The sequence below is a fragment of the Pseudomonas sp. FW305-28 genome (genome assembly GCF_017351395.1).
Taxonomy (GTDB): Bacteria; Pseudomonadota; Gammaproteobacteria; order Pseudomonadales; family Pseudomonadaceae; genus Aquipseudomonas; species Aquipseudomonas fluorescens_AA.
The window spans coordinates 1-24,073 of sequence record NZ_JACNDD010000044.1 but is presented as its reverse complement, the minus strand read 5'-3'; the positions used below and the strand labels follow the sequence as shown (position 1 = coordinate 24,073).

General features: G+C 59.9%; 22 protein-coding genes and 3 pseudogenes. 9 read left to right on the top strand and 16 right to left on the bottom strand.

The window, feature by feature from the left end; all coding sequences use genetic code 11:
* Positions 1 to 230: 230 nt before the first annotated feature.
* The 4 genes from mdeB to J4E53_RS12495 all read right to left on the bottom strand — a co-directional run bounded on the left by mdeB (position 231) and on the right by J4E53_RS12495 (position 5,003).
* A complete protein-coding gene (gene mdeB, locus J4E53_RS12510; RefSeq protein WP_103310099.1) occupies positions 231 to 2,927 on the bottom strand; it encodes an alpha-ketoglutarate dehydrogenase in 2,697 nt (898 codons plus the stop codon).
* The gene (locus tag J4E53_RS12505; RefSeq protein WP_081015449.1) at positions 2,924 to 3,346 is read right to left on the bottom strand and encodes a hypothetical protein; all 423 of its coding nucleotides are present in this window, start codon (positions 3,344 to 3,346) and stop codon (positions 2,924 to 2,926) included. Before J4E53_RS12505 ends, mdeB begins: the two co-directional genes overlap by 4 nt.
* Before the next feature lie 46 nt (positions 3,347 to 3,392).
* On the bottom strand, positions 3,393 to 3,851 hold the full coding sequence (locus J4E53_RS12500; protein WP_060742853.1) for a hypothetical protein: 459 nt from the start codon (positions 3,849 to 3,851) through the stop codon (positions 3,393 to 3,395).
* A 135-nt stretch (positions 3,852 to 3,986) separates the two neighbouring features.
* Positions 3,987 to 5,003 (bottom strand): 1-aminocyclopropane-1-carboxylate deaminase, encoded by a 1,017-nt coding sequence (locus tag J4E53_RS12495; RefSeq protein WP_060742854.1) that lies wholly within the window; start codon positions 5,001 to 5,003, stop codon positions 3,987 to 3,989.
* Positions 5,004 to 5,201: 198 nt separating this feature from the next.
* On the opposite strand from J4E53_RS12495, the gene J4E53_RS12490 reads away from it, so the two are divergent.
* Positions 5,202 to 5,711, top strand: a complete 510-nt coding sequence (locus tag J4E53_RS12490) for an Lrp/AsnC family transcriptional regulator (RefSeq protein WP_060742855.1) — start codon at positions 5,202 to 5,204, stop codon at positions 5,709 to 5,711.
* A 35-nt stretch (positions 5,712 to 5,746) separates the two neighbouring features.
* Here the strand turns inward: J4E53_RS12490 and J4E53_RS31075 are convergent.
* The 5 genes and pseudogenes from J4E53_RS31075 to J4E53_RS12475 form a co-directional block, all read right to left on the bottom strand.
* A pseudogene (locus J4E53_RS31075) lies at positions 5,747 to 6,088 on the bottom strand (ATP-binding protein); the annotation flags it as partial.
* Between the two features lie 519 nt (positions 6,089 to 6,607).
* Positions 6,608 to 6,943 (bottom strand): annotated as a pseudogene (locus tag J4E53_RS31070) (response regulator transcription factor); the annotation flags it as partial.
* A gap of 210 nt (positions 6,944 to 7,153) precedes the next feature.
* Positions 7,154 to 8,206, bottom strand: a pseudogene (locus J4E53_RS31065) (sensor histidine kinase); the annotation flags it as partial.
* 1,286 nt (positions 8,207 to 9,492) lie between these two features.
* A complete protein-coding gene (locus J4E53_RS12480; protein WP_103310102.1) occupies positions 9,493 to 10,593 on the bottom strand; it encodes an ABC transporter substrate-binding protein in 1,101 nt (366 codons plus the stop codon).
* Between the two features lie 489 nt (positions 10,594 to 11,082).
* Complete coding sequence (locus J4E53_RS12475; protein WP_060742858.1) at positions 11,083 to 11,583, bottom strand: Lrp/AsnC family transcriptional regulator; 501 nt, start codon at positions 11,581 to 11,583, stop codon at positions 11,083 to 11,085.
* Between the two features lie 119 nt (positions 11,584 to 11,702).
* Here J4E53_RS12475 and J4E53_RS12470 point away from each other — a divergent pair, with 119 nt between their 5' ends.
* The 3 genes from J4E53_RS12470 to J4E53_RS12460 all read left to right on the top strand — a co-directional run bounded on the left by J4E53_RS12470 (position 11,703) and on the right by J4E53_RS12460 (position 15,474).
* Positions 11,703 to 12,737, top strand: a complete 1,035-nt coding sequence (locus J4E53_RS12470; RefSeq protein WP_103310104.1) for a histone deacetylase family protein — start codon at positions 11,703 to 11,705, stop codon at positions 12,735 to 12,737.
* A 50-nt stretch (positions 12,738 to 12,787) separates the two neighbouring features.
* Positions 12,788 to 13,843 carry an ornithine cyclodeaminase gene (locus J4E53_RS12465; protein ID WP_103310105.1) on the top strand — a complete coding sequence of 352 codons (1,056 nt, stop codon included), beginning with the start codon at positions 12,788 to 12,790 and terminating at the stop codon, positions 13,841 to 13,843.
* 176 nt (positions 13,844 to 14,019) lie between these two features.
* Entirely contained in the window at positions 14,020 to 15,474 is a 1,455-nt protein-coding gene (locus tag J4E53_RS12460; protein ID WP_103310107.1) for an amino acid permease, read from the top strand.
* Positions 15,475 to 15,513: 39 nt separating this feature from the next.
* Here J4E53_RS12460 and J4E53_RS12455 read toward each other — a convergent pair whose 3' ends face one another.
* Positions 15,514 to 16,050, bottom strand: a complete 537-nt coding sequence (locus tag J4E53_RS12455; protein WP_103310108.1) for a DUF2867 domain-containing protein — start codon at positions 16,048 to 16,050, stop codon at positions 15,514 to 15,516.
* 111 nt (positions 16,051 to 16,161) lie between these two features.
* The gene (locus J4E53_RS12450) at positions 16,162 to 16,788 is read right to left on the bottom strand and encodes a DJ-1/PfpI family protein (RefSeq protein ID WP_060743241.1); all 627 of its coding nucleotides are present in this window, start codon (positions 16,786 to 16,788) and stop codon (positions 16,162 to 16,164) included.
* A gap of 126 nt (positions 16,789 to 16,914) precedes the next feature.
* On the opposite strand from J4E53_RS12450, the gene J4E53_RS12445 reads away from it, so the two are divergent.
* Positions 16,915 to 17,499 (top strand): TetR/AcrR family transcriptional regulator, encoded by a 585-nt coding sequence (locus tag J4E53_RS12445; protein WP_103310110.1) that lies wholly within the window; start codon positions 16,915 to 16,917, stop codon positions 17,497 to 17,499.
* A 31-nt stretch (positions 17,500 to 17,530) separates the two neighbouring features.
* Here J4E53_RS12445 and J4E53_RS12440 read toward each other — a convergent pair whose 3' ends face one another.
* Together J4E53_RS12440 and J4E53_RS12435 are read right to left on the bottom strand one after the other, a co-directional pair.
* Positions 17,531 to 18,160: a LysE family translocator gene (locus tag J4E53_RS12440; protein ID WP_103310111.1), complete on the bottom strand. Its 630-nt coding sequence runs from the start codon at positions 18,158 to 18,160 to the stop codon at positions 17,531 to 17,533.
* A gap of 90 nt (positions 18,161 to 18,250) precedes the next feature.
* On the bottom strand, positions 18,251 to 19,417 hold the full coding sequence (locus J4E53_RS12435) for an MFS transporter (protein ID WP_103310113.1): 1,167 nt from the start codon (positions 19,415 to 19,417) through the stop codon (positions 18,251 to 18,253).
* A gap of 94 nt (positions 19,418 to 19,511) precedes the next feature.
* Between J4E53_RS12435 and J4E53_RS12430 the strand changes: the two genes are divergently transcribed.
* From J4E53_RS12430 to J4E53_RS12415, 4 genes are all read left to right on the top strand, one after another.
* The gene (locus J4E53_RS12430) at positions 19,512 to 20,405 is read left to right on the top strand and encodes a LysR family transcriptional regulator (RefSeq protein ID WP_060742866.1); all 894 of its coding nucleotides are present in this window, start codon (positions 19,512 to 19,514) and stop codon (positions 20,403 to 20,405) included.
* Positions 20,406 to 20,557: 152 nt separating this feature from the next.
* Complete coding sequence (locus J4E53_RS12425) at positions 20,558 to 20,860, top strand: helix-turn-helix transcriptional regulator (RefSeq protein ID WP_060742867.1); 303 nt, start codon at positions 20,558 to 20,560, stop codon at positions 20,858 to 20,860.
* Between the two features lie 64 nt (positions 20,861 to 20,924).
* Entirely contained in the window at positions 20,925 to 21,899 is a 975-nt protein-coding gene (locus tag J4E53_RS12420; protein ID WP_103310114.1) for a zinc-dependent alcohol dehydrogenase family protein, read from the top strand.
* 31 nt (positions 21,900 to 21,930) lie between these two features.
* The gene (locus J4E53_RS12415; RefSeq protein WP_103310116.1) at positions 21,931 to 22,290 is read left to right on the top strand and encodes an antibiotic biosynthesis monooxygenase; all 360 of its coding nucleotides are present in this window, start codon (positions 21,931 to 21,933) and stop codon (positions 22,288 to 22,290) included.
* Between the two features lie 191 nt (positions 22,291 to 22,481).
* Here J4E53_RS12415 and J4E53_RS12410 read toward each other — a convergent pair whose 3' ends face one another.
* From J4E53_RS12410 to J4E53_RS12400, 3 genes are all read right to left on the bottom strand, one after another.
* Positions 22,482 to 22,883 carry a biopolymer transporter ExbD gene (locus J4E53_RS12410; RefSeq protein WP_060742870.1) on the bottom strand — a complete coding sequence of 134 codons (402 nt, stop codon included), beginning with the start codon at positions 22,881 to 22,883 and terminating at the stop codon, positions 22,482 to 22,484.
* A gap of 1 nt (position 22,884) precedes the next feature.
* Positions 22,885 to 23,604 (bottom strand): MotA/TolQ/ExbB proton channel family protein, encoded by a 720-nt coding sequence (locus J4E53_RS12405; protein WP_219734432.1) that lies wholly within the window; start codon positions 23,602 to 23,604, stop codon positions 22,885 to 22,887.
* A gap of 52 nt (positions 23,605 to 23,656) precedes the next feature.
* On the bottom strand, positions 23,657 to 24,073 hold a 417-nt coding region (locus J4E53_RS12400), incomplete at its 5' end, for an energy transducer TonB (protein ID WP_207268147.1).

The following is a 24,073-nucleotide window of genomic DNA, read 5'->3' as shown; positions in this document are numbered from 1 at the left end:
CGAGATCAAAGTCCAAAGCAAGAACACGAGCAGGATACACGTCCAGCCTCTATGTAGCCGGACCACCGCTATCGCGAGCAAGCTCGCTCCCACAGGGGGTTGCGGGTGCCCACAGCATCTGCACACGCCACAAAAACCTGTGGGAGCGAGCTTGCTCGCGATGAGGCCAGCAAGCCCAACATCCCTGTGACTGAACCACCGCCTTCGCGAGCAGGATGAAGCCGGCGGCCTCAAGCGTCCCAAGGAGCCACGGCATCAACGTCAATGGCGTAACGTTCGATGGCCTCGGCACAGACACTGGCATCCAGACGCCCCTCATGCACCAGGGAGGTCAGCGCACTCAGGACGATCTGGTGGCGGTCCACTTCGAAGAACCTGCGCAGTTGGCTGCGGGTATCGCTGCGGCCAAATCCATCGGTGCCGAGTACCGTGTAACGGGCATCGAGATAACTGGCGATCAATTGCGGCAAGGCGCGCACGTAGTCCGTGCACGCAATGATCGGTACCGAGTCGTTGAGCGACGCCTGGACATGGCTGCGGCGCGAAGGTTGTCCAGGATGCAATCGATTCCAGCGCTCCACTTCCCGTGCCTCCCGGGCCAACTCGGTAAAGCTGGTAACGCTCCAGACCTGACTGTCGATCCCCCAATCGCTCGCCAGCAACCCGGCGGCGGCAATCACTTCGCGCAGGATCGCGCCGGAACCCAACAGCTGAACACGTCCACGGGCATCCTCGACTTCATGCCGGGCAAACAGATACATGCCCTTGATAATGGCCTGTTCGACGCCTTCAGGAAGGGTGGGCTGCGGGTAGTTCTCGTTCATCAGGGTGACGTAGTAAAACTCGTCGACCTGGCGCTCCAGCATCTTGCGCATGCCGTGATCCAGGATCACCGCGAACTCGCCGGCGAATGCCGGATCGTAAGCCCGACAATTGGGGACCATCGCCGCCATCAGATGACTGTTGCCGTCCTGATGTTGCAGGCCTTCGCCACCCAATGTCGTGCGGCCTGCGGTGGCACCGAGCAGAAAACCGCGGGCCCGTTGATCCGCCGCCGCCCAGATCAGGTCGCCGATGCGCTGGAAGCCGAACATCGAGTAATAGATGTAGAACGGCAGCATCGGCAAACCATGCACCGAATAGCTGGTCGCCGCTGCAACCCAGGAACTGATCGCCCCTGCCTCGCTGATGCCCTCTTCGAGAATCTGCCCGTCCAGGGCTTCCCGATAACTGAGGATCGAACCAATGTCCTCCGGCTCATAACGCTGCCCCACGCTGGAGTAGATGCCGATCTGCTTGAACAGGCTGGCCATGCCGAACGTACGCGCTTCATCCGCCACGATCGGCACGATGCGTGGGCCCAGTTGCTTGTCCCGGAGCAAACCGCTGAGCATCCGCACGAAGGCCATGGTGGTGGACATTTCCTTGCCTTGGGCGGCGATGGCGAACCCGGCATAGCTGTCTACATCAGGTACGGCCAATGACTCGCTGGCCGAAGGTCGCGCCGGCATGTAGCCGCCCAACGCCCGGCGACGTGCATGCAGGTAGCGCATTTCCGCGCTGTCGTCGCTCGGTTTGAAGAAGCTCAGGGAGGTGGCCTGTTCATCGGTCAACGGCAGGTTGAAACGGTTGCGGAACGCGATCAACGCCTCATTATCGAGCTTCTTCTGCTGGTGCACGGTCATCTTGCCCTGCCCGGCGTCACCCATGCCGAAGCCCTTCTTGGTCTGGGCCAGGATGACCGTAGGTCTCTTGCCCTCGAGCATTGCGCTTTGATACGCGGCAAAGATTTTCACCAGGTCATGACCACCGCGCTTGAGCCGGTCGATCTGCTCGTCGGTCAGGCCGTGGGCCAAATCCGCCAGGGCTTCGTCCTGGCCGAAGAAATGCTCACGGTTGAAGCGCCCATCCTTGGCCGCGAACGTCTGGAACTGGCCATCGACCGTGGCCGACAATGCCCGGACCAACGCACCGTCTTTATCCCGGGCAAACAATCTGTCCCAGTCGGAACCCCACACCAGTTTGATCACGTTCCAGCCCGCGCCGCCGAACAACGCCTCGAGCTCATCGATGATGCGACCGTTGCCACGCACCGGGCCGTCCAGGCGCTGGAGGTTGCAGTTGACCACCCAGACCAGGTTATCCAGCCCTTCGCGCGCCGCCAGGGTCAGCGCCGACATGCTTTCCGGCTCATCCATTTCACCGTCGCCAAACACCCCCCAGACGGTTCGCCCCGAGGTCTTTTGCAGGCCGCGGTGCTCCAGGTAACGCATGAAACGCGCCTGGTAGATCGAGCTGATCGGACCGATCCCCATGGAGCCCGTCGGGAACTGCCAGAAGTCCGGCATCAACCAGGGATGCGGATAACTCGACAACCCCCGGGCGCCATTGGCGCGCGCGCCGATCTCTTGTCGATAGTGCTGCAGATCCTTTTCTTCCAGGCGTCCCTCGAGGAACGCCCGGGCATAGACGCCTGGCGCCGAGTGCGGCTGGTAGAACACCAGATCACCGCCGCCGGTTGGGGTGCGCGCCTTGAAGAAGTGATTGAAGCCCACTTCAAACAGATCCGCCGCGCTGGCATAACTGGCGATGTGTCCGCCCAACTCCCCATAGGCGTGATTGGCCCGGGCGACCATCGCCAGGGCATTCCAGCGCATGATCGATGCCAGACGCTCTTCGATGGCCAGGTCCCCGGGAAACACCGGTTGCCGCTCAACGCTGATGGTATTGATGTAAGGGGTGCCATGGCTGGGCCGCCAGCCGATGGCCGAAGTGCTTGCCACGGCCAGCAGCATGTCGAGGATCTGTTTGGCCCGGTCCGTGCCACCGTGGGCTGCGACCGACAGCAAGGCCTCGCGCCACTCGGCCATTTCTTCATCCTCAACAGCCTGGACCGGCCATTGGGCATGGGGATTGGACAGGTTCATAGGCAACTCCTGCAGGTGTCGGGTATCGCTTCGAGATGGCGCGAATGGCTTCCTCGGGCGAGGCTTTTGACTTGCTCTACCGCGGCAATGACGGAGCGCTCGGCTGCCTCGTCTGGTGCGACCGGGTAGAGGCATGGCTGGCCAATGGAAAGGTCGTGCAAGACGTGCTCATCCAGTTCACCGAGCACCACAAAACAGTAGTCACTCTTGGCCATTTGCACGCCAACCAGCTTGCCATTCACGGTGTTCACTGTATCGACATGGATCAGCGCAACATTGTCAAAACAGCTGAACCCCTGATGGATCAAATCAATATGATCGCTATCGAGTCCGCTCACGATGACCACGATACGCGTACAACTGGAAGGCTCGCGCATCCACTTCATTGCGTGGATACGCCCCTCGGCGGTTCGGCTCATAAGCGTTGCCTTTCTGGTTTCAACAGGCGAATTGACGAGGACTGGTTTAAATGACGCCGCGCGCCTGCAGCACGCTTTTGGCCAGACTCCGGGTCGCCGATAGCACCTCTTCCACCTGTCGATCCATCGCCGCAGTGGATGAGGCGATCGTTCCCAGTTCGACGACGCGCAGCGGGTGGCCGCAGACGGATCCCAGCCAGGTCAGGCCAGGCACCGTGCCGACTTCCAGTAAAAAGCTGCCGTGGGGGACGCAGCGCAACAGTTGGCTGGCATAACACGCGTCGCCCCCGGCGGACGGCTCCGGGCTGGAGCCGACCCGCAGCCAGTCGACCAGCAACGCCTCGGATTGCTTGACGGCCAGATAAGCCACCTGGTCCCAGTCATCTATCGTCACGTGCAGCTTGTCGATCATGTATTTGGGCAATGCGGCGCTGGTCACGATGACCACCCCGGCGTCCGCCGAAGGTTCCTTGATCCAGACTGCGGATTGCGATATCGCATGCATGGCGGTACTCCCAGCGGTTGGGTTGCAACGCTCGCTCCGAGCGGCGATCCGAGGATGAGGCCGTGACATTCAATATGAATGCCAACTGCCCCACCGCTTCGTGAGCAGGCGCCGCCTACAGGTCATTGCCGCGAATCAGCCGTTGCGGAACAGGAAGCTGTAGGCATTCAGCGCAGGCGCCCCGCCCAAGTGCGCGTAAAGCACTTTCGAGCCTTCGGGGAACTCGCCACGACGGACCATTTCAATCATCCCGTGCATGGATTTTCCTTCGTACACCGGATCGGTCAGCACACCTTCCAGGCTGCCGCACAGGCGAATGGCTTCCAGCGTACCGTCGTTAGGCAAACCGTATTCCGGATAGGCAAACCGCGTATCGAGCACCACGTCCTCTTCAGTAATTTCGCGACCCAACTCCACCAGCTCTGCGGTATGCCGGGCGATACGCAGAATCTGTGCCTTGGTTTTCTCTGGCTTGGCCGAGGCATCAATGCCGATCACGTTCTTCGAACGGCCGTCCGCAGCGAAACCGACGACCATGCCGGCCTGGGTACTGCCAGTCACGGAACAGACCACGATGTAGTCGAACTTGAAGCCCAGTTGTTTTTCCTGCTCCCGCACTTCCTCGGCAAAGCCGACGAACCCGAGGCCGCCATAGGGATGCTCGGAACAACCCGCCGGAATCGGAAACGGTTTGCCACCCTGCTCCACGACATCGCTCATGGCCTTTTCCCAACTTGGCCGGATACCAATATCGAAACCTGCTGCGTCCAGTCGTACGTCAGCCCCCATGATGCGCGACATCTCGATGTTGCCCACCCGGTCATACACCGCGTCGGAATAGTTCACCCAGTTTTCCTGCACCAGCACGCACTTCATGCCCAAGTGGGCAGCGACTGCAGCGACCTGGCGGGTCTGGTTCGACTGAATGCCACCAATGGAGACCAGGGTATCGCAGCCTTGCTCGATCGCTTCGGGAATCAGGTATTCGAGCTTGCGTGTCTTGTTCCCGCCGAAGGCCAGGCCACTGTTGCAGTCTTCACGTTTGGCATACAACTCGACCTTGCCACCCAGATGTTCACTGAGACGCTTCAAGGGCGTGATGGGAGAAGGACCGAAGGTCAACGGATAACGTTTAAAACGATTCAGGTTCATGACTCTGCTCCTCGATATTGGATATCCAAGCGCCGGACCGAAAGTGAAAGGCCACATTCCAGGCTCTTTCAGGAGGGGCTTCGATGAGTTCAATATTAAGAAGAATTCGAAAAATATGTGTTGCAAGTTTCTACCACTTGGAAAAACATAATTTCCATGAAAGCACATAAAACATATTTTTAATGCGTGGAATTCGACATGAAAGCAACAAACACTCACAAGAAGTCGGCCACTACGGCCCCGGTGCCGCAGCCACTGGATCGAACCGACCGCGCGATTCTCAAGGTCCTGCAACGAGATGCTTCCATCTCCAACGTGGCGCTGGCAGAGAAGGTGAAACTGAGTGCCCCGGCTTGCCTCAGGCGTGTCGAACGACTCAAGCAGGTCGGCCTGATCAAGGACATCGTCGCACTGCTGGACAATGAAGCGCTGGATGCGGGGATGGTGGTCTTGATCGGCGTGGTGCTGGACCGCTCCACACCGGAATCCTTCGCAGCCTTCGAGGCGGCCGCACAAAAAGTGTCCGGCTGCATGGAGTGCCATGTGGTGACGGGGGAATTCGACTACTTCATGTTGATACGAACCAAAGACAGCAACAGCTTCAACCGGCTCCACGCGGAGCAACTGCTTTACCTGCCCGGGGTTCGCCAGATTCGCTCGTTCATGGGGTTGCGCCAGGTCTTGTCGACCACCCACATTCCCCTTTGAGGCTCAATCAGGCCGAGCCGGCATCGGTTCGGTATTCATCGCTTACTCAGCGAAGCACCAAGAGGAATATCAAGGGTAAAGGTTGCGCCCTGTCCAACCCCGTCGCTGTGCACGGACAAGCTGCCCCCCATTTCCTGCGCGGCCAGCGCACAGCTGTGCAGGCCAAAACCGTGACCGTCTTTGCGCGTCGTGAAACCGTGGGAAAAAATACGTTTCAGGTGCTCAGGGGCAATCCCATTGCCGTTATCAGCCACCGTGATGCGCAATACGGCCCCGTCAACGAGGGACGTGCTGAACGTGACGCATGGGCTGCGATCGATCACACCGTCCAACGCCTGCTTGGCATTGCCAATCAAGTTCACCAGAATCAGTAGAACCCGGTGCCGGTCCAACGGCAGCAGGGGCAAGTCGGCAATGTCCTTGACCATCGTCACCTCCTGGCGCGCCAGCAATCCAGCACTCATGCGCAAGGCATCGTCGATCAACTCGGCGACCGGCACGGTCTCGACAATACTGACGGCAACGGCATAGGACTGCTGGGCAGCGACAATGGTTTTGATGTGGTCAATGCCTTTGGTGAGTTGCCCGAGTTCTTCGATGATGCTCTGTTGCTCCGCCGCCACCACCCCCGCCAGCTTGAGCAGGTAGTCGGGCAGCATCTTTCCCTTGTGGTCGTTGGTGAGAAAATCGCTCAGGTCATCGACGTGTTCGTTCATCAGTTGAGCCACCTTGCCCAGCCCCTGGGCCTTGGAGGTGCGCATCTGGCTGCTGACCAATTCTGCCGATACGTTCACGCTGTTGAGGACGTTGCCGACGTTGTGCAGCACTGTCGTAGCGATTTCGGCCATGCCCGCTTGGCGGGATTTTGCGTGCAGTTCGGTTTGCACCTGGCTCATGCGCAGCGCCGCGCGTACGCGAGCCTTGAGTTCCAGCGGCGAAAAGGGTTTGGCGATGTAGTCATCGGCACCACTCTCCAGCCCGGAGACGCAGGCCTCGCTACCGCCGCGGGCGGTCACCAGGATCACGGGTAAATGAGCAAAACCGGCGCTGGCTTTGATCCTGGCGGTCAGGCCAAAACCGTCGAGCTTCGGCATCATCACATCCGAAACCACGACATCGATGGGTCGAAGCTGCAGCAGCGCCCAGGCCTGCTCTCCATCAGTCGCGGTGGCGACAATATAATCGGCTCGCAAAAGCTCGCTGAGATAGCCCAGCATTTCCGGGCTGTCGTCGACCACCAGCACTCTGGATCGCGAGGCATGTCCCGGGGGCTGCTCGTCGTCTGCGTCTTGGATCGAAGCCCGGTCGTTGCGACTGCCAAGGCGACCGTCATCGAAACGCAGGTGACGCTGCTCGGCTGTACTTGTCGTGCTCGATGACGATCGCTCGTGCATCGTGCCGGCTTCGGTGGGTACGGTGTTTGGCTCGGTCCCCAGCGGCAGTCGAACAAAAAAGCACGAACCCCGTCCGGGCTCGCTGTTGACACCGACTTCACCCCCCATCAATTCGACCAGATCCTTGACCAGGGCGAGACCGATGCCTGTGCCGCTGTAGTGACGCGTGGCGGAATTGTCGATCTGGGAAAAACGCTGGAACAGCAGCGGCAGTTTGTCAGGCGCGATGCCAATCCCCGAGTCCTGCACCGCGAGTTCAAATCGCTCGCCATCGAGCGGCGTGACGGCCAGGTGCACGGTGCCGCCAGCCGGTGTGAACTTGATGGCATTGCTCACCAGGTTGAGAAGAATCTTCTCGAAGTGCTGGGGGTCCAGGAACACCGTGCCGAGCGCGGGATCGATGCTGCAGGTCAAGGTGCAGCCTTTGCCCTCGGCCACCATGGCGGCGTCCTCGGCCAGCACACCCACCACCTTGTTCAAATCAATGGGCGTTGGGCACAACTCGAACTTGCCCGCTTCGGCCTTGGAGAAATCGAGGATGTCGTTCACCCGGTTCATCAAGCGCAACGCGTTGCGTTGGGCGCGGTCGATTTGCACATGCCAGTCCGCTGGCGGGGTGGTCGCCGCCGAGAGTTGTTCCAAGGGGGCGAGAATGAGGGTCAAGGGGGTGCGCAGTTCGTGGCTGACCGTGGCTACGAAATCGCTCTTTGCCTGGTTAGCCGTCTCGGCCTGGTTGCGCGCCTGAATGAGTTCGATGGCCTGCGCCTCCAGCACCTCGGTCTGGTGGTGCAGCGTGTCGGTCCGTTCGGCGACCATTCTTTCCAAAGACGCCTGGACTTGCTGTCGTTCGGCGTCGGCCTCGGCCTCCAATACCCGAATGCGCAGGGCATTCTCCTGGAACACCCGTACGGCGCGGGTCATGATTCCAATCTCGTCGCCGCGTCCGGCGCTGGCGATCTCGGCGTTCAGGTCGCCAGCCGCAAGCCGGCGCATGACCGAGGCCAGGGCCACGATGGGCTGCGCGACAAATCGCGATGTGCTCCAGGCGATGGCGCCAGCCAGCAGGATGGCGACGGTCCCAGCAACGATCGTCGCAAGCATGCCGCGATCATTGTGGACCAAGGCGTCGGAGCGCGCTTGACCGGCGAAGCGCGCCACCAACAGGCCGGCGCTCCGGGCCTCGTTGCGAACCTGGTCGCGCGCGTCGCTCAAGGCGTCGCTCGCTTGACGGAACCTGACGAATGCCGCCCGGTAGCCGGCGATCTGATCGCTGACCGTCAGGGGCATAGCCTTGGCCCGCAGCCCCACGGACGCAGGGAGAACCCGAGAGAGTCGGGAGAGTTCGTCCAGGATGTGGCCGACAGAGCCGGCGACCTCGGCCGACGGTGACAGGCGAAACGACAAGGTCTGCGCCTCCAGGGTGGCAACACGCTCGGCGAAACGCTTGGACAACGCGGCGGCATTTTGCAGCAAACCGGTTGCTGCCTGAATGTCGCTGGCGTCATGGACAACGTGCCCTTCCACTTCCCCCAACATGGCCTCGAGGCGCTCAACCGTATCCCCGACGGCAGCGAGATACCGCAAGGCCTCGCCTCCCCGGAGCCTGGGCGACTCGCCAAGATGCTCGACCGCTAAGCTGGCAGCGTCGAGCGCCGCGGCCAGCTGGTCCAGGGCCTCCCTCTCCTGCGGTGCCCCCATCAGCTCGCGCAATTGCTCGACCACGGGGCGGAGTGCCGCGCTGGCGTTGCGCGCCGCAGTGGCGGTCGCCCCGTCACCGGTCACCAGCATCCTGGCCACATTGGCAGTGATGATCCGTTCGCCGTTGCGCAGGATATCCAGGATGCGATGGGCGCTTTCGATGTCGCTCACCCGCGCCTCGTGCTCAGCGGTGCGGGACTCAAGTCCCTTCAACCCATTGGCGATGCCCTGTTCGACGAGGATCGTCGCCTCTCGCATCCGGCCGTAGTGGGCTGTCATGTTCTCCGTTTCGCCATCCATGGCCAGGCTCGCCGCCCGCAAGGCGGCGATCGCCGTCGCGAGCCTTTCCAGACTGCCCTTGAGCGATTGCGCCTCCGCCACCGCAATGGCGGAGAGGCCGGCGATTGCCGTCGCCACCATGCCTTCGGCCTGGGACAGGCTTTCTTGGTCGCGGGTGGCAATGAAGTTTTCCACCCGTCCGGTAGCCCCGTTGACCGAGGCCAGAATTTCCGCGGAATGGCTGGCGGAATCCACCGCACGTACCATGCCGCGCAGGCCGTAGAGGTTCACCAGCGACACCGCCAGCATCAGGAACACCAGCGCGGCGACCGCCAGGCCAATCCTGACGGCAATGGGCCTGTCAGTGGCGGGTTTGAATGTCGACATGGCGCCTCGCCCCCCGTCCGCCACTACGGCTTCGTCACCTCCGGCAACGGCGTCGGCGCCGCCGTATGGTTGATGGCCGCGTCGATCATCGCCACCACGGAAGCCTGGTCATAGGAAGGATTGGCGGCGCCGCCCACCGGCATGGTGGCGAGCCAGGCGTCCAGGTCTTTCCCATCGATACGCACCAGCGGCACTTCGACGAACTTCGGCACCTGCTTGCCCGCCAGAATCTGCTGGGCCACCCAGAACCCCACCTGGGAGACGCTTGGGGAGGCGGAGACCGAGACGGTCTCGTAGCCATTGGCATCGCGCTCCTGTTTCCACAGGGCCAGTTCGTCCTGGCGATTTCCCATCACGATGATCGGCAAAGGGCGTCCTGCTGCCTTGAACGCCATGGCCGCGCCATAACCGTCGCCCCCTTGAGTCGCGACGGCGTCGATGCTGGGCAGCGACGGCAGCGCCAGCGCCACCTCCTTGCGTGCGACGGAAGCGGTCCAGTTGCCGTAGACGGTCTTGGCGAACTTCAGGCCCGGATAGTCGCTGGCGGCCTTGCGAATGCCGTCGCTGATGTTTTTATCGGTGGCATCGCCGGCAATGCCGCGGATCTCCAGCAGCGTTCCGTTCCCCTTGAGGCGCTCGGCGATGTAATCCATTTCCACGCGGCCCATGGCGGACCAGTTGTAATCCACGGTATAGACGCAGCTTTCGGTGACGAGGCTGGCCATGACCACCACCACGATGCCGGCGTTGCAGGCGTCGCGGATGACCCCGTTGAGGGCCGTGTCGGACGCGGCCAGGATGACGATGGCGTTCACACCCTTGACGACCATGTCCTGGATATGGGCTGCTTGTTCCGACGCCGAGTTGTTCGCGCTGACCACCGGAGCCTCGCGGATGAGGCCATCCTTCTGCGCCTGGACTGCAATCTCCTGCCAGTTGCGCACCATCACCTTGCGGAAATCGCTGCCCGCGTAGGAATTGCTGAAAGCAATGCTATGGCTTGCGGTAGGGGCGCCGGCGATGCCGCCGTCGGCAGCTTGGACTGGATTGGCGGCAACCATCGCCAGCCCGGTCACGCAGCCAGCGAAGCGCCACAAGATGTTGTGGATGGGTTTGGTGTTCATGTTGTTCTCCATCGTCCTTGGGATTTACCAAAAGTCATCCACCTGCACCTGTCGACAACCTGGATCGACTGCTTGATCTGGTTTGGAGAAGTCGGCCTGCAGATTGGAGATCATCGGCCCTGTGAAATTGGAGCAGGCATTCAACATGAGCTCGTAGTCGGGCGGCCTCTAGCGGCCAGACCAAAAGCCTCAAGCAAATGCTCACGAACTGAGGATGGGTCGCCCAGGGATCAAAATGCGCCGATGGACACCCGTTGCCAGATTGCTCATTCGGTCATTCCAACAATAGAACCGGACATGTAGAACCAACACATACAGACTCCTTCCCTTGGCGGCCGATCATTGAAACCAATACATTGCCTGCAGTGGCAATGAGCATAGTCGCAACGTGCCCGCTGCGCTCGTGGCCGTGGAGGATTTCAGCCAACCGAGCGCCCCACACGATCACACCGGCTACGACACCTGGATGGGCGAGCGCGGCATCAGGCTTTAGTCCCTGCCGGACTTGGGTATCGCTATGCGGTTGCTGGTCTTGACCTCGCGCAAGGCCAGGCTGGACTGGATCGAGGCAATTCCCACCTGGCGCCGTAGTACCTGCTCGATAAAGTCACTGTAGCTATCAAGATCCTCTGCCAGCACTTGCAGCACGTAATCGGCATCCCCGGTGATCTTGTGACAAGACAACACTTCAGGCAATTGCGCAATCACCGCCTCGAAGGCGTCAGGCGCATGATCGGCGTGGGTGGAAAAACGGATGTGCACGAACGCCATGATATCCAACCCCAGCATTCGTCGATCAAGGTTGGCCTGATAGCCCTTGATCACGCCCGCTTCCTCCATTCTCTTGCGCCGTCGCCAGCAAGGCGTGAGGCTTAACGACAGGCGCTCACTGAGCTCGGCGTTGGAAATGCTCGCATCATCTTGCAGCAACTTGAGTATCGCCAAGTCAGTCTCGTCGAGACTGATGCGTTTGGATGATTTTTTCTGCATTTCGCAATTCCTGAGTAAAAACACCCGAAAAATCTAGCAGACTGCGAATATAAAGCAAAGAAAGCGCCTCCGTAGCGGAACAGAATATTTGCACTGTTTCGAATTGACGGATGCGCAGAATGTTTACAGTTTTCAGTGATTCCCATCGTTTGCACCATGGCACCGAATTGAAAGACGGCGTACTCAAGCCGTCGTTCGAACAACCCAGCCGGGCCGATACCGTCCATGATCGGGTCAAGCAGGTAGGCCTTGGCCAGATCGTCGAACCACGAGCATTTGACCGGGCGTGCTACGTCAATGCACACAGCGAGCGCTACGTCAGCTTCCTTGAAAGCGCATGGTCACAATGGTGTGCGACCGGGCGTACTCACGATGCCTTGCCGCTGGTATGGCCAGTGCGCGACTTGTCCAACGATCAAGTCCCGACTTTCATCGACGGAAAACTCGGTTTCTTCGCCATGGATGCCGGGTCCCCGATTACCGCGACCACATGGCAAGCGGTAAAGACCAGCGCAGACATCGCCCTCACCGGCCTGACGCTGATCGATGAAGGCCACGACAGCGCCTTCGCCCTGTGCCGCCCGCCCGGCCATCACGCAGCACGTGAATACATGGGCGGCTATTGCTATCTCAACAACGCGGCCATTGCCGCACAACAGGCCATCACTCAAGGCGCGAAACGTGTCGCGGTACTGGACGTCGATTTCCATCATGGCAACGGCACTCAAAACATCTTCTACGGGCGCAGTGACGTCATGTTCGTGTCGCTGCACGGCGAACCCACGGTGTCTTATCCGTACTACTCAGGCTTCAGTCACGAAGTCGGCGCCGGCCAGGGCGAAGGTTACAACCTCAATTACCCGTTGCCGAAAAACACCACCTGGGAAAGCTATCGCAATGCCCTGCTCCACGCCTGCAAGAAACTCCAGCAATTCGCCCCTGAAGTGCTGGTCATTTCACTCGGCGTCGACACGTTCAAGGACGACCCCATCAGCCACTTCCTGCTGGAAAGCGAAGATTTCATCGGCATCGGCGAGCTGATAGCGGGTGTGGGCTGCCCCACTCTGTTCGTGATGGAGGGCGGCTATATGGTCGATGAAATCGGAATCAATGCGGTCAATGTGCTGCATGGTTTCGAGAGCAAGCGCACCTGAACCGTCCCCTGCCCCGCAATGTTTCTACTACTGAACCGGAGAATAAAAACATGACTCTTTTTATAGACGTCGATCATGCCGCACGCCTGTTCGCCAAGGTGGGCATCCGCCGGGCAATCCGCGAAATGGCTGATTACATCGAAGCTGACTATTCACGTTGGGCGCAGTTTGATAAGTCGCCCCGCACCGCCAATCATTCGGCCAACGGTGTGATCGAGTTGATGCCGACCGACGATGGCCAGCAGTACTCGTTCAAATACGTCAACGGTCATCCGGACAACGGTCGAAGCAACCTGCTGACAGTCATGGCCTTCGGTGTCCTGGCCGATGTCCACAGTGGTTATCCAACCCTGCTCAGTGAACTGACGCTGACCACCGCGGTGCGCACTGCAGCGACCTCGGCCCTGGTCGCGAAGTCCCTCGCGCGTCCAGATGCAAGCAGCATGGCAATCATCGGCAATGGCGCCCAGAGCGAATTCCAGGCCCTCGCCTTCCATGAAATGCTCGCTATCAAGGAACTGCGGATATTCGATATCGATCGTGACGCCTCGCTCAAGCTCAAGCGCAACCTGTCCGCATTCCCGGATCTCGAGGTGATTCTGGCCAGCTCTGCGCAAGAAGCGGTCAAGGGCGCAGACATCGTCACCACGGTCACCGCCGATAAAGCCTATGCAACGATTCTGACGCCCGAGATGATCGAACCCGGCATGCATATCAATGCCGTAGGTGGGGACTGTCCGGGGAAAACCGAACTGCACGCCGAGATCTTGCGCAATGCCCGGGTCATCGTTGAGTTTGAACCGCAGACCCGGATCGAGGGTGACATCCAGCAATTGGAAGCCGACTTCCCTGTCGTCGAGTTTTTCCGGATTGTTCAGGGCGCAATCCAGGGCCGCGAGAACGACGCACAGGTCACCGTGTTCGATTCCGTGGGTTTTGCCCTCGAAGACTTTTCGTCGCTGCGCTACATGCTGGACCTGGCGCAGGAGCATGCAATCGGTGAGCGCATCCATCTGGTGCCGACACCCGCCAACATAAAAGACCTCTACCAAATCCTCGATCGGCAACCGGCAATCGCCCCCTCACGCCCGTGCGCAGTGAGTTGAAAGCCATAGGTGATGCCCCTGGGCAAAGTGCCAAGGGGCAACTCACCCCTGCGAGTACGCGGCAAATCTCGCTGTCCGCAAACCACCACCGTCAATAGCCGTTGCATCCCTAACAAGTACGCAAGACATCCACCTTTCTGCCAAAACTCAAAAACATAAAATCAAGAGGTTTTGTAATGAAATCAATCCCATCAGGGCTGACTGAACAGCCCGCGCTGCAGCGCACGCTCAGCAACCGTCACATTCAATTAATGGCCATGGGAGGTGCCATCGGTACGGGCCTGTTCATGGGTTCCGGGAAGATCATCGCCCTCTCTGGCACGTCGATCATCCTCATCTACATGATCATCGGTCTGTTTGTTTATTTCGTCATGCGTGCCATGGGCGAAATGCTGCTCTCCAACTTGAACTTCAAAACCTTCGCAGACTTTGCCGGTGCCTACCTTGGCCCACGCGCGGCATTCTTTCTTGGCTGGTCGTATTGGCTGAGCTGGAGCGTTGCGGTGATAGGCGATGCCGTCGTTGTCGGCGGATTTTTCCAGTATTGGTTCCCCGATGTACCTGCCTGGATACCGGCCATCGGTATGCTGATGACACTGTTCGCATTGAATGTCCTGACGGTCAGGCTTTTTGGCGAGATAGAGTTCTGGTTCGCGATCATCAAGATCATTGCCGTCGTCACCCTGATTGGCGTCAGCCTGGTGCTGATTGCCAGCTCCTTTGTCTCACCCAGCGGTGTCACTGCCTCTCTGAACCATTTGCTGGATAAACAAGCCGCCTTTCCCAACGGCTTGTTCGGTTTCTTTGCCGGCTTCCAGATGGCAATCTTCTCCTTTGCCGGCACCGAACTGATTGGTACCGCAGCCGCCGAAACCCGTAACCCTGAGAAGACCCTGCCGAAAGCCATCAACTCGATTCCGCTGAGAATCATCCTGTTTTATGTGCTGGCACTGGCCTGCATCATTGCAGTGACTTCCTGGCAACAGGTTTCGCCCAGCAAAAGCCCTTTCGTCGAGCTGTTCCTGGTGGCCGGGTTTCCCGCAGCAGCAGGCATCGTCAACTTTGTGGTGCTGACGTCTGCCGCTTCCTCGGCCAACAGTGGCGTATTTTCGTCTAGCCGCATGCTGTTTGGCCTGGCCAATCAGGACAACGCCCCAGGGATTTTCCGACGTCTGTCGGGCAATAGCGTGCCTCTGCTGAGCCTGGCGTTCACCACACTGCTAATGCTGGTGGGCGTGTTGTTGCTTTTCATCGTTCCTGAAGTGATGACCGCATTCACCATTGTTTCTACTGTATCGGCCATCCTGGTGATTTTTACTTGGTCGACCATCCTGGCCTCGTATATCGCCTACCGCAAAAAGCGACCTGAGCTGCATGCCAAATCGGCCTACAAAATGCCTGGCGGCGTGCCAATGGCCTGGTTTTCCCTGGCGTTTCTGGGCTTTGTTCTTTGTCTGCTGGCATTGAGACCTGACACTCGTATTGCCTTGCTGGTCATGCCAGGGTGGTTCATTTGGTTGGCAATCGCTTATCAACTGACCGATGCCAGGAAGCCGAAATCCGCGCCTGACAACAGCGAAGGTAATGCGCCTCCCCCGCGCAACATCACGCAGAGCGCGAACATCCCGTAAGTTAATTGCGGATAGGCACCGAGAGAGGTCCGGGTTTGATCAACCTGAGGAGCAAGTAGCCAGAGGCCAACCGACGCGCGCTGCACGCAGGAGGCTGGCCTTGACAACCAGGCGGTGAAAGGGGGCAATGATGAAGATGTAGGCCCGGCCTAGCCGGTTGTGGCACTGGACCACGGTTGAAAAAACGAGTTGGCGACTGCCTGCTGGCTCTGCCTCTTCAGAACAGAGGATCGATATCCGGAAGTCGAGGTGCTTGTCGTCCTCTCCCAAGACGATTTCAGTCTGGTTCGTGCTGTAGACCTTGAAGATGCCAACCCGATTGGCAAGTGATGCCAAATGCCTGGCTGTCTTGAGACCAAAACAAGCAACGATAGCGTCTCGGACGCTCATGAGCCATCCGATCCAGGATGGCTGGTGAGAAAGGATGAAGCGAGCCAGCAAATCCGGATCGCGGGATGTGCCCGCCGGGAGCCGAATCGCAAAAGCGTCCGCCAGGTCCATCGACGTGTAAAGGTGGGTGACGCCGGACCTCAAGGGGACCGGTACTGACACAATGAGCTCGAATTCTCGGGGCATCGGGGATCTCTCCTGGGCCTAACGACTGATTGGACGACATGCCATGTCGCGTTTCTGGTTGCGATGGCTTGTCGTAAAACGTTCCTTGTCGCCCTGTGGTGCGTGTCTGGTTCAGAAGTGGCTGGATGTTGTTGAGGCGCCCACTTTTCCTTGCCGGATACTGAGCTCGATCAAGGCATCATAGAGCGCTTGCTGCCCAGCGGGCAGAACAGGGCCCAACATCGCACGGCGCTTGTCGACATCGAACCAGGATTCAACCAACCATCCCACCAGATAGAGCGCCGAAAGGCATCCGCCCGCGGTTGCAACGTTCCCCTGGCATACAAGAGGCTGGTCCACGGGCTCGAGTCCCAGCGCTTGCAAGCCCGATCGTGCATCCGGGTGTGTAGTTGCCTGGCCATTGAGCAGCCCAAGCCGTTCGAGAATGAAAGCGCCGGCGCATATAGAGCCGATTCGCTGGCGCCTGGCGTCAAGTTCAAACGACGGCAGGAAATCTGGATCGGCAAGTGCAGCGGGTACCCCTTCCCTGCCGCTGACGAACAATACCGCGTCGGCACTATTGGCCTCGGAAAGTGGACCGTGCACCGAAACAGGCAGACCGTGCGCCGAACGCACGACAGCACTGGAAGCCAATATGCGGACGTGCCAGTCTTCAGTGTTGCGGCCTAGAATGTCCCACATCAGGAACAGGTCGATATCCGTGAATTGGTCGAAAGCAACCAGAACGATTTTCTTCAAGGCGAACTCCATGAAAAGTGCTGGCGTGCAAAACGCAACGGCCATCTTTGCGGGTGTTCGCAGCGTATCAATCGGTTGCGCACCATACACAGTCTGTATGGCACTCACTCTGGAGCGAAATAACGGGTGAAAAAACTGACTCGTCACCATTGGATCGCGGCTGGTTTTGAGGCCCTCGACCAAATAGGGCATGTTGGCGTTTCGGCCGAGAGTCTATCGCGCCGATTGGGTGTGACCCGGGGATCGTTCTATCACCATTTCCGCAATCGCGAAGATTTTGTCCGCACCTTGCTGGCCGCTTGGGAAGAAGACTACACGGAGCGTATGCTCGCCTATGCGGCCCAGGGTCGCAGCGCGGGCGAAATCTTGAAACGCTACTTGAGTATTGCCACAGAGAAACAACCGGGGCGGGAAATTTCCATCCGAGCCTGGTCGCTGCACGACCCGTTGGTAAGCGAGTTTCAGCAGCGTGTCGACACAAGACGACTGGACTTCGCGATACGGTCGTGCCGCCGCTTGGCCCCCATGCCAGGTGAAGCAGAAGTCATTGGCCAGCTAGCCCATCTGTGCCTGATCGGTGGTCAACAGGCAGGGCTGCGGCGTGATGCCGCTCGCTTCAACGGTTTCCTGCATCGAGCCTTTTCACTTTTCGAAGGGGCTCTTCCACCGTGGCGGGCCGATTCCCGCGCCCAAGCTGTCGATGACATCTAAGAACCCATCGACATGCAGTGCGGCATTCGGCTCAAGCCGGATTGGAAACAGCCAACTTGAGCCCAAACGCGACAAAAACACCGCCCGTGAGTCGGTCAAGCGCCTTCAGGGCCGCCGGGCGTTTCAGGAAATTGCTCAACGGCACCGTAGCCGCTACCAGAATGCCAAACCAGGCCAGCGTCAACAGCACGTGTAACACCGCAAGGCAGAAGGAGTAACTGGCCACGCTCGCGCCACTCGGAACAAACTGGGGGAGGAACGTGATGTAGAAGACACCTATCTTGGGGTTCAGCAGGTTCGTCAATAAACCGCGAATAAAGGCGCCACGGGCAGAGGCCGCCATGTTCTCGTTCCCCTGCCCTTGCAGCGTCGTCCTGGGTCGCAGCAGCAGTTTTACACCCAGCCAGACAAGGTACGCGGCACCGACAATTTTCAGCGCAAGGTAAGCCCACTCCGAAGCTTGCAACAGGGCACCTAGCCCCAGTGACACCGCGGCTCCCCACACCAGGCACCCGAGCACGATACCGATAGCAGCCATCACCGCCGAACGTCGACCGCCGGTCGCTGTAGCGCGAAGCACCATGGCTGTGTCCACGCCGGGGGTCACAGTGAGCACTGACGCAGCAGCGATGAAGGCAAGCAGCAGGGATAAATCGCTCATTTGGATGTCCATGGCAGTCGGCGGCCGTACGGTTATCCACTCTAATTAGCCACTTGGCGTTCGGTCAAACGTTCTGTGTCGCCGCCACCGTCACAGCGCCGCGGCCGCAACGACTCTGGAACGCCAGGCAAAAGCCAGCACCATCAACAGCCCCAGACCCGCCATGGCCGCGCCGGCCAGGGCAATCGCCGGATAACCCAGCCCGGCATTGATCACTGCGCCGCCCAGCGCCGCACCTATCGCGTTGCCGAGGTTGAAGGCACCGATGTTCACTGCCGAGGCCAGGTTGGGCGCGTCCTTGGCGGCTTCCATGACGCGCATCTGTAGTGGCGGCACCAGGGCGAAGCTGGCGATCCCCCATATCAGGATGGCAACCGCAGCCGGCAGCGGCCAGCGCATCAGGACGGTGAACGCCAGCAACACGAGAATCAGCACGCTCAGCGAAACGATCAGAGTGCGGTCTATCGAGCGATCCGCGGCCTTGCCACCCCACATGTTGCCCAGCGTCAACCCCACACCGAACAACACCAGCATGGCGGTGATGTAAGCGGTGGACCCGTGGGTCTCGTTGCTGAGGATCGGCGCGATGTAAGTGAAGACGGTAAACATTGCACCCGAGCCGACGACGGTCAGGGCCAACGCCCCCAGCACCGGGCCACGGCCCAGTACCCGAATTTCAGCCAGCACACCGACGCCTTGCGACATTTGCAGGTTGGGCAAGGCGAACCACAGCGCGGCCATGGTCACCCCGCCGAGCCCGGTAATACCCCAGAATGCTGTGCGCCAACCGAACAGTTCGCCGAACCAGGTGGCCAGCGGCACGCCGCCGATGGTCGCCAGGGTCAGGCCCATGAACATTGCCGCAACCGCCCCGGCACGTTTGTCCGGGGCGACCACGCTGGCGGCGACGATGGAGCCAACGCCGAAGAACGCACCGTGGTTCAGTGAAGTCACCACCCTGGCGATCATGAGGCTGTAGTAATCGGTCGCCAGGGCTGACATCAGATTACCCAGGGTGAAAATCGCCATGAGCCCGATCAGCAGATAGCGCCGGGGGATCCTGCCGGTGGTCAGGGTCATCAGCGGCGCGCCGAGCAGTACGCCCAGGGCGTAGGCACTGACCAACAGTCCGGCGGCAGGAATGGAAACACCGAGATCCGCAGCGATGCCCGGCAACATGCCCATGGGGGCGAACTCGGTAACGCCGATGCCAAAGGCACCGATGGCGAGTGCAACAAGTGGTGGATTGATACGCATGGAAGCCTCCTCATCTATGCTGCGAATGCTACGATCCAGTCTTTCCAGGCGGTAGATAGCATTTTTGGCAATCACCTTTGCGCAAGAGGCACAAATGGACTTCAACGGCAGGTCAGGTGAAATGAGCGTGTTCGCCACCGTGGCGCAGGAAGGCAGCCTGTCAGCCGCCGCACGTGCATTGGGGCTGACCCCCTCGGCGGTCAGTCGAATCATCGCGCGTGCCGAACAACGCCTGGGGACCCGCCTGCTGTTGCGTACCACTCGATCGATCACCTTCACCGCCGAGGGCGAGGCTTACCTGCGTGGCGCCCGGCGTATCCTGGCCGACATGGCCGAGGTCGAAGAAGCCATCGCCGACCAGGGCGTGCCCAAGGGCCGTTTGCGGGTCAGTGCCGCCCTTGGCCATGGGCGGCAGGCCATCGTTCCTTTGGTGGCAGCATTCAGTGCCCGCTACCCGAACATCGTCGTCGACCTCACCCTCGGCGACGAAGTGGTTGACATTCTCGGCGGCCAGGCCGATGTGGCGGTACGCTTTGGCCATCTGCCCGACAGCCCGCTGACCGCGCGCAGGATCGGCGACACCGGCCAGGTGGTGGTGGCTTCGCCCGAGTATTTAGAGCGCCATGGCACGCCCCAGGAACCGGAAGACCTGCTACGGCACAACTGCCTGCGCTTCAATTTCCGTCGCGCCGAACCCAACTGGCCGTTCACCCGCGACGGCAGAGCGTTTTCCCTGAAGGTCAGCGGCAATATCGAATGCAGCAGTGGTGAAGCACTGGCACAACTCGCACGGGTAGGCGCTGGCATCGCGCGTATCGGTGATTTCACCGTGGCCGAGGACCTGCTGCGCGGCGATCTGGTACCGCTGCTGGAAGCCTGGAATCCCGGAGACCGGGAGCCGATCCACGTGGTATTCGCAGGGGGCTCGGCAATGCCGGCGCGGGTACGAGTGTTCGTAGACTTTCTGCTGGAGCATCATCGGATGTGAGCGTTGTCAGCCGAGTGAAACCTTCGGAAAATGGTAGCTCTCAGCCAGAAGCCGACATTCGGCCTAGCCTACAGAACCGTTGGCTATTAGAGGCTCAAGATTGTTCTAAGCTCTCGCATTGACATATCGAAAAATCTCGATATCCTCGCCACATGGACCTACTCGAAATATTCAAAGCCCTCTCAAACCCGACACGTCTCCAAATCCTGAAAGGTTTGAAGGATCCGGCAAAGAACTTCCCCCCGCAGGATGAGGGTGACGTTCACACGGTCGGCGTCTGCGTCAGCAGTATCCAGGAAGGGATCGGCCTGTCGCAGTCAACGGTGTCCGGTTATCTGGCCACGTTGCAACGGGTGGGTCTGGTCGACGTCAGGCGCATCGGCCAGTGGACCTATTACAAACGCAATGAAGCAACCATCAGTGCTCTCGCCGAGATCATTGGGAAAGACCTGTAGCGTTTTTTTACCATAGTATATCGAGATATCCCGATATCCCTTTTTATCGATACGAGGAGTTACTATGAAAGCGATGATTCTTAAATCATTCGGCGGTCCTGAATCGTTCGAACTCCGCGACGTGCCCATGCCCGTTCCGCAAGCGGGGCAAGTCCTGGTCAGGGTGCATGCCACTTCCATCAACCCGTTGGATTACCAGGTTCGACGCGGCGACTATCCCGACCTGGTGCCACTGCCGGCCATCACCGGCCACGACGTCTCCGGCGTGGTCGAAGCCGTAGGGCCTGGCGTGACTTCCTTCGCGCCAGGAGACGAAGTCTGGTACACCCCGCAAATATTTGAAGGGGCAGGCAGCTATGCCGAGTACCACGTCGCGGCCGAAAGCATCGTCGGGAAGAAGCCGCCCGAGCTGAGCCATCTTGAGGCCGCAAGCCTGACCCTGGTGGGCGGGACGGTGTGGGAAGCGCTGGTGGTGCGCGCGGCGCTCAGGGTCGGGGAGAGCATTCTTGTCCACGGCGGCGCTGGAGGCGTCGGGCACGTCGCGATCCAAGTGGCGAAAGCCATGGGCGCCCGGGTGTTTACCACCGTGCGCGAAGCAAACGCTGAGTTCGCCCGCAACTTGGGTGCCGACGTGATCATCGACTACGAGAAAGAAGATTATGTCGACGTCGTCCTTCGGGAAACCGCTGGCCACGGCGTGGATGTCGTATTCGACACCATCGGCGGCAACACACTGTCACGCAGCCCCGACGTCCTCGCCCAACTGGGCCGCGTCGTCTCGATCGTGGACATCGCCCAGCCACAAAACCTCGTCCAGGCCTGGGGCAAGAACGCGAGCTATCACTTCGTGTTCACTCGACAAAACCGCGGCAAGCTCGATGAGCTGAGCGCATTGATAGCTCGCGGTCAACTGCGCCCACATGTCGGTGCCGTCTATTCGCTGGCCGACATTCCCCTGGCCCATGCCCGGTTGGAAAGCGCCAACAACGGTCTTCGAGGAAAAATCGCCATTGCGGTCGAGCCATCGCTCATTCCGTAAGTGCCGACTTTAACCAATTCAGAGGTGCGTCATGGTTTACGAAATCGCTGTGCTTCCTGTTCACAAAGAACGCATTGAAACGTTCCGCCGCGCATTTGCCGACGTCGCTCCATTGCTCACACGGGCCAAGGGTTACCGCGGCCACATGCTGGCGCAAGGGATCGAAACCCCCGAGCAATTCAACCTGATCGTCCGATGGCAATCACTCGAGGATCACACACCGGGTTTCGAAGAGAGTGACGACCATCGGCTGTTCATGATGGGTTTGGAGGAATTTTTTTCGGAAGAACCGAGGGTCTACCACATTGAGGGGGCAGCATTTTCCACTGGCGAAAATGCTGATTCGAACAGCACCGCCAGCATTAGCTCAACACGTTCAGGAATCCAGTAAATCCTCAGTCGGGGGGGGCAGGCCCGACGTAGCTGGACTCCCCTCCTCCAACCTCCCCCATACAAAGGTCAGAGGGGTACCTCCTTTAGTCGAGGTGCGTTGCTGCCTTCAATTACTTAAACCATATGTTCGCGACTCATGGAGGCAGCCTTCCATCATTCACCGCTCACACCCAAGACATGAGCCCGATCCTATTTTGCCGTTATCACCGACAACTTGCTGATCCCCGCACGCTCGATGGACGCCATGGCCCGGGCAACCTCGCCATAATTCACCCCGTTGTCCGCCTGCAGTTGTACGCGTACATCCGGGTTTTTCGCCTTGGCGGATTGCAGGTTCGACTCCAGCAAATCCGCCTGGATCTCGTCCTTGTTGATGAACACTTTGCCCTTGTCGTCGATGCTCACCACCAGCGGGTCTTTCTGTTCCACGGGCGCCACTGACTCGGTCTTTGGCAAATTGATGGGAATGGCGTTGGTCAACAGCGGCGCGGTGACGATAAACACCACCAGCAGCACCAGCATCACGTCCACCAGTGGCGTGACGTTGATCTCGCTCAGCACCTCATCATTGTCTTGTGTAGAGAAAGCCATCTCAGGACGCCTCCTTCACTTTTTGCGGGTTGCCGGCACGGGCTTTGTTCAGCGCTGGGTGCAGCAGCACGCGGAATGAATTTTTCTGCGCGAGGCTATAGAAGTCGTGGGCAAAGTCGTCGAGGTCGGCGGCCGTGAGCTTCAGGCGACGCAGGAAATAGTTGTAGACCAACACCGCAGGAACCGCGACGGCGATACCCACGCCCGTGGCGACCAGCGCCGCACCAATCGGCCCTGCTACGGTTTCCAGGCTGGCAGAACCGGCAGCGCTGATGCCCTTGAGCGCTTCCATGATTCCCCAAACGGTGCCGAACAGGCCTATGAACGGCGAGGTGCTGCCGATACTGGCGACCACGGCCAGGCCGGTTTCCAGAGATCGGCGCTCCCGTACGATCTGTTGGCGCAGGGCGCGTTCGAGGCGGTCCTGGTGGTTGATGGCCTGGCTCAGATCGGCAGCTTGGGGGGCATCACCGACCTGGATCGCGGCATAACCGGCCTGGGCCACACGGGCAGCGGCGCCGGGTTGGGTTTCGGCCAGTTCAGCGGCCGAGTCAAGGCTCGACGCCGCCCAGAACTGTTTGTGGAACTTGCGATCCTGGACCTTGAGACGACCGAACTGCACGCCCTTGAGCAACGCCAGCCCCCAGGTTGCGACCGAAAAGGCCACCAGCAGCCAGATCACCGCGCTTTCGATGGATTCAAGTGGAGATGCTAATGCCATGATGTTTTCCCTCTGAACAGACTGCGGTGTGTGCAACACCCCGCAGCAATAGTTAGTGAATCTTGAAATCGATAGGTACGCTGACCCAGCCGTTCTGGGCCACATCGCCCTGCTTGGCCGGCACAAAGCTCCAACGCTTCACGGCGGCCAGTGCAGCGTCGTCGAGTTGCTGGCGACCGCTGCTTTTCTGGATCTGGATCTCACCCGGTTTGCCGCTGGCCAGTACCTGCACCCGCAACAACACCGTGCCTTCCCAACCCCGGCGCTGGGCCAATGATGGGTATTCGGGCGCCGGGTTCTTCAGGTACGCGGCGTTGGCCGAAGCGGGCGTTACCGGAGCCGGTGCAGGGGCTGCGACTGGCGCGGGAACCGGTGGCGCAGGCGTGGGAGGCGCAGGCGGTTGCTCCACCGGTTTGGCGACCGGCTTAGGCACAGGCTTGGGTACCGGCTTGGGTTTAGGAATCTTTTT

What these genes read in the sequence shown, in the direction of transcription:
- J4E53_RS12420 (WP_103310114.1), top strand. Translation starts at nt 20,925, where the DNA reads ATGAAAGCGATGATTCTTAAATCATTCGGCGGTCCTGAATCGTTCGAA.
- J4E53_RS12460 (WP_103310107.1), top strand. Translation starts at nt 14,020, where the DNA reads ATGAAATCAATCCCATCAGGGCTGACTGAACAGCCCGCGCTGCAGCGC.
- J4E53_RS12435 (WP_103310113.1), bottom strand. Translation starts at nt 19,417, where the DNA reads ATGCGTATCAATCCACCACTTGTTGCACTCGCCATCGGTGCCTTTGGC.
- J4E53_RS12480 (WP_103310102.1), bottom strand. Translation starts at nt 10,593, where the DNA reads ATGAACACCAAACCCATCCACAACATCTTGTGGCGCTTCGCTGGCTGC.
- J4E53_RS12465 (WP_103310105.1), top strand. Translation starts at nt 12,788, where the DNA reads ATGACTCTTTTTATAGACGTCGATCATGCCGCACGCCTGTTCGCCAAG.
- J4E53_RS12430 (WP_060742866.1), top strand. Translation starts at nt 19,512, where the DNA reads ATGGACTTCAACGGCAGGTCAGGTGAAATGAGCGTGTTCGCCACCGTG.
- J4E53_RS12490 (WP_060742855.1), top strand. Translation starts at nt 5,202, where the DNA reads ATGAAAGCAACAAACACTCACAAGAAGTCGGCCACTACGGCCCCGGTG.
- J4E53_RS12410 (WP_060742870.1), bottom strand. Translation starts at nt 22,883, where the DNA reads ATGGCTTTCTCTACACAAGACAATGATGAGGTGCTGAGCGAGATCAAC.
- J4E53_RS12425 (WP_060742867.1), top strand. Translation starts at nt 20,558, where the DNA reads ATGGACCTACTCGAAATATTCAAAGCCCTCTCAAACCCGACACGTCTC.
- J4E53_RS12405 (WP_219734432.1), bottom strand. Translation starts at nt 23,604, where the DNA reads ATGGCATTAGCATCTCCACTTGAATCCATCGAAAGCGCGGTGATCTGG.
- J4E53_RS12455 (WP_103310108.1), bottom strand. Translation starts at nt 16,050, where the DNA reads ATGCCCCGAGAATTCGAGCTCATTGTGTCAGTACCGGTCCCCTTGAGG.
- J4E53_RS12475 (WP_060742858.1), bottom strand. Translation starts at nt 11,583, where the DNA reads ATGCAGAAAAAATCATCCAAACGCATCAGTCTCGACGAGACTGACTTG.
- J4E53_RS12505 (WP_081015449.1), bottom strand. Translation starts at nt 3,346, where the DNA reads ATGAGCCGAACCGCCGAGGGGCGTATCCACGCAATGAAGTGGATGCGC.
- mdeB (WP_103310099.1), bottom strand. Translation starts at nt 2,927, where the DNA reads ATGAACCTGTCCAATCCCCATGCCCAATGGCCGGTCCAGGCTGTTGAG.
- J4E53_RS12415 (WP_103310116.1), top strand. Translation starts at nt 21,931, where the DNA reads ATGGTTTACGAAATCGCTGTGCTTCCTGTTCACAAAGAACGCATTGAA.
- J4E53_RS12470 (WP_103310104.1), top strand. Translation starts at nt 11,703, where the DNA reads ATGTTTACAGTTTTCAGTGATTCCCATCGTTTGCACCATGGCACCGAA.
- J4E53_RS12495 (WP_060742854.1), bottom strand. Translation starts at nt 5,003, where the DNA reads ATGAACCTGAATCGTTTTAAACGTTATCCGTTGACCTTCGGTCCTTCT.
- J4E53_RS12500 (WP_060742853.1), bottom strand. Translation starts at nt 3,851, where the DNA reads ATGCATGCGATATCGCAATCCGCAGTCTGGATCAAGGAACCTTCGGCG.
- J4E53_RS12440 (WP_103310111.1), bottom strand. Translation starts at nt 18,160, where the DNA reads ATGAGCGATTTATCCCTGCTGCTTGCCTTCATCGCTGCTGCGTCAGTG.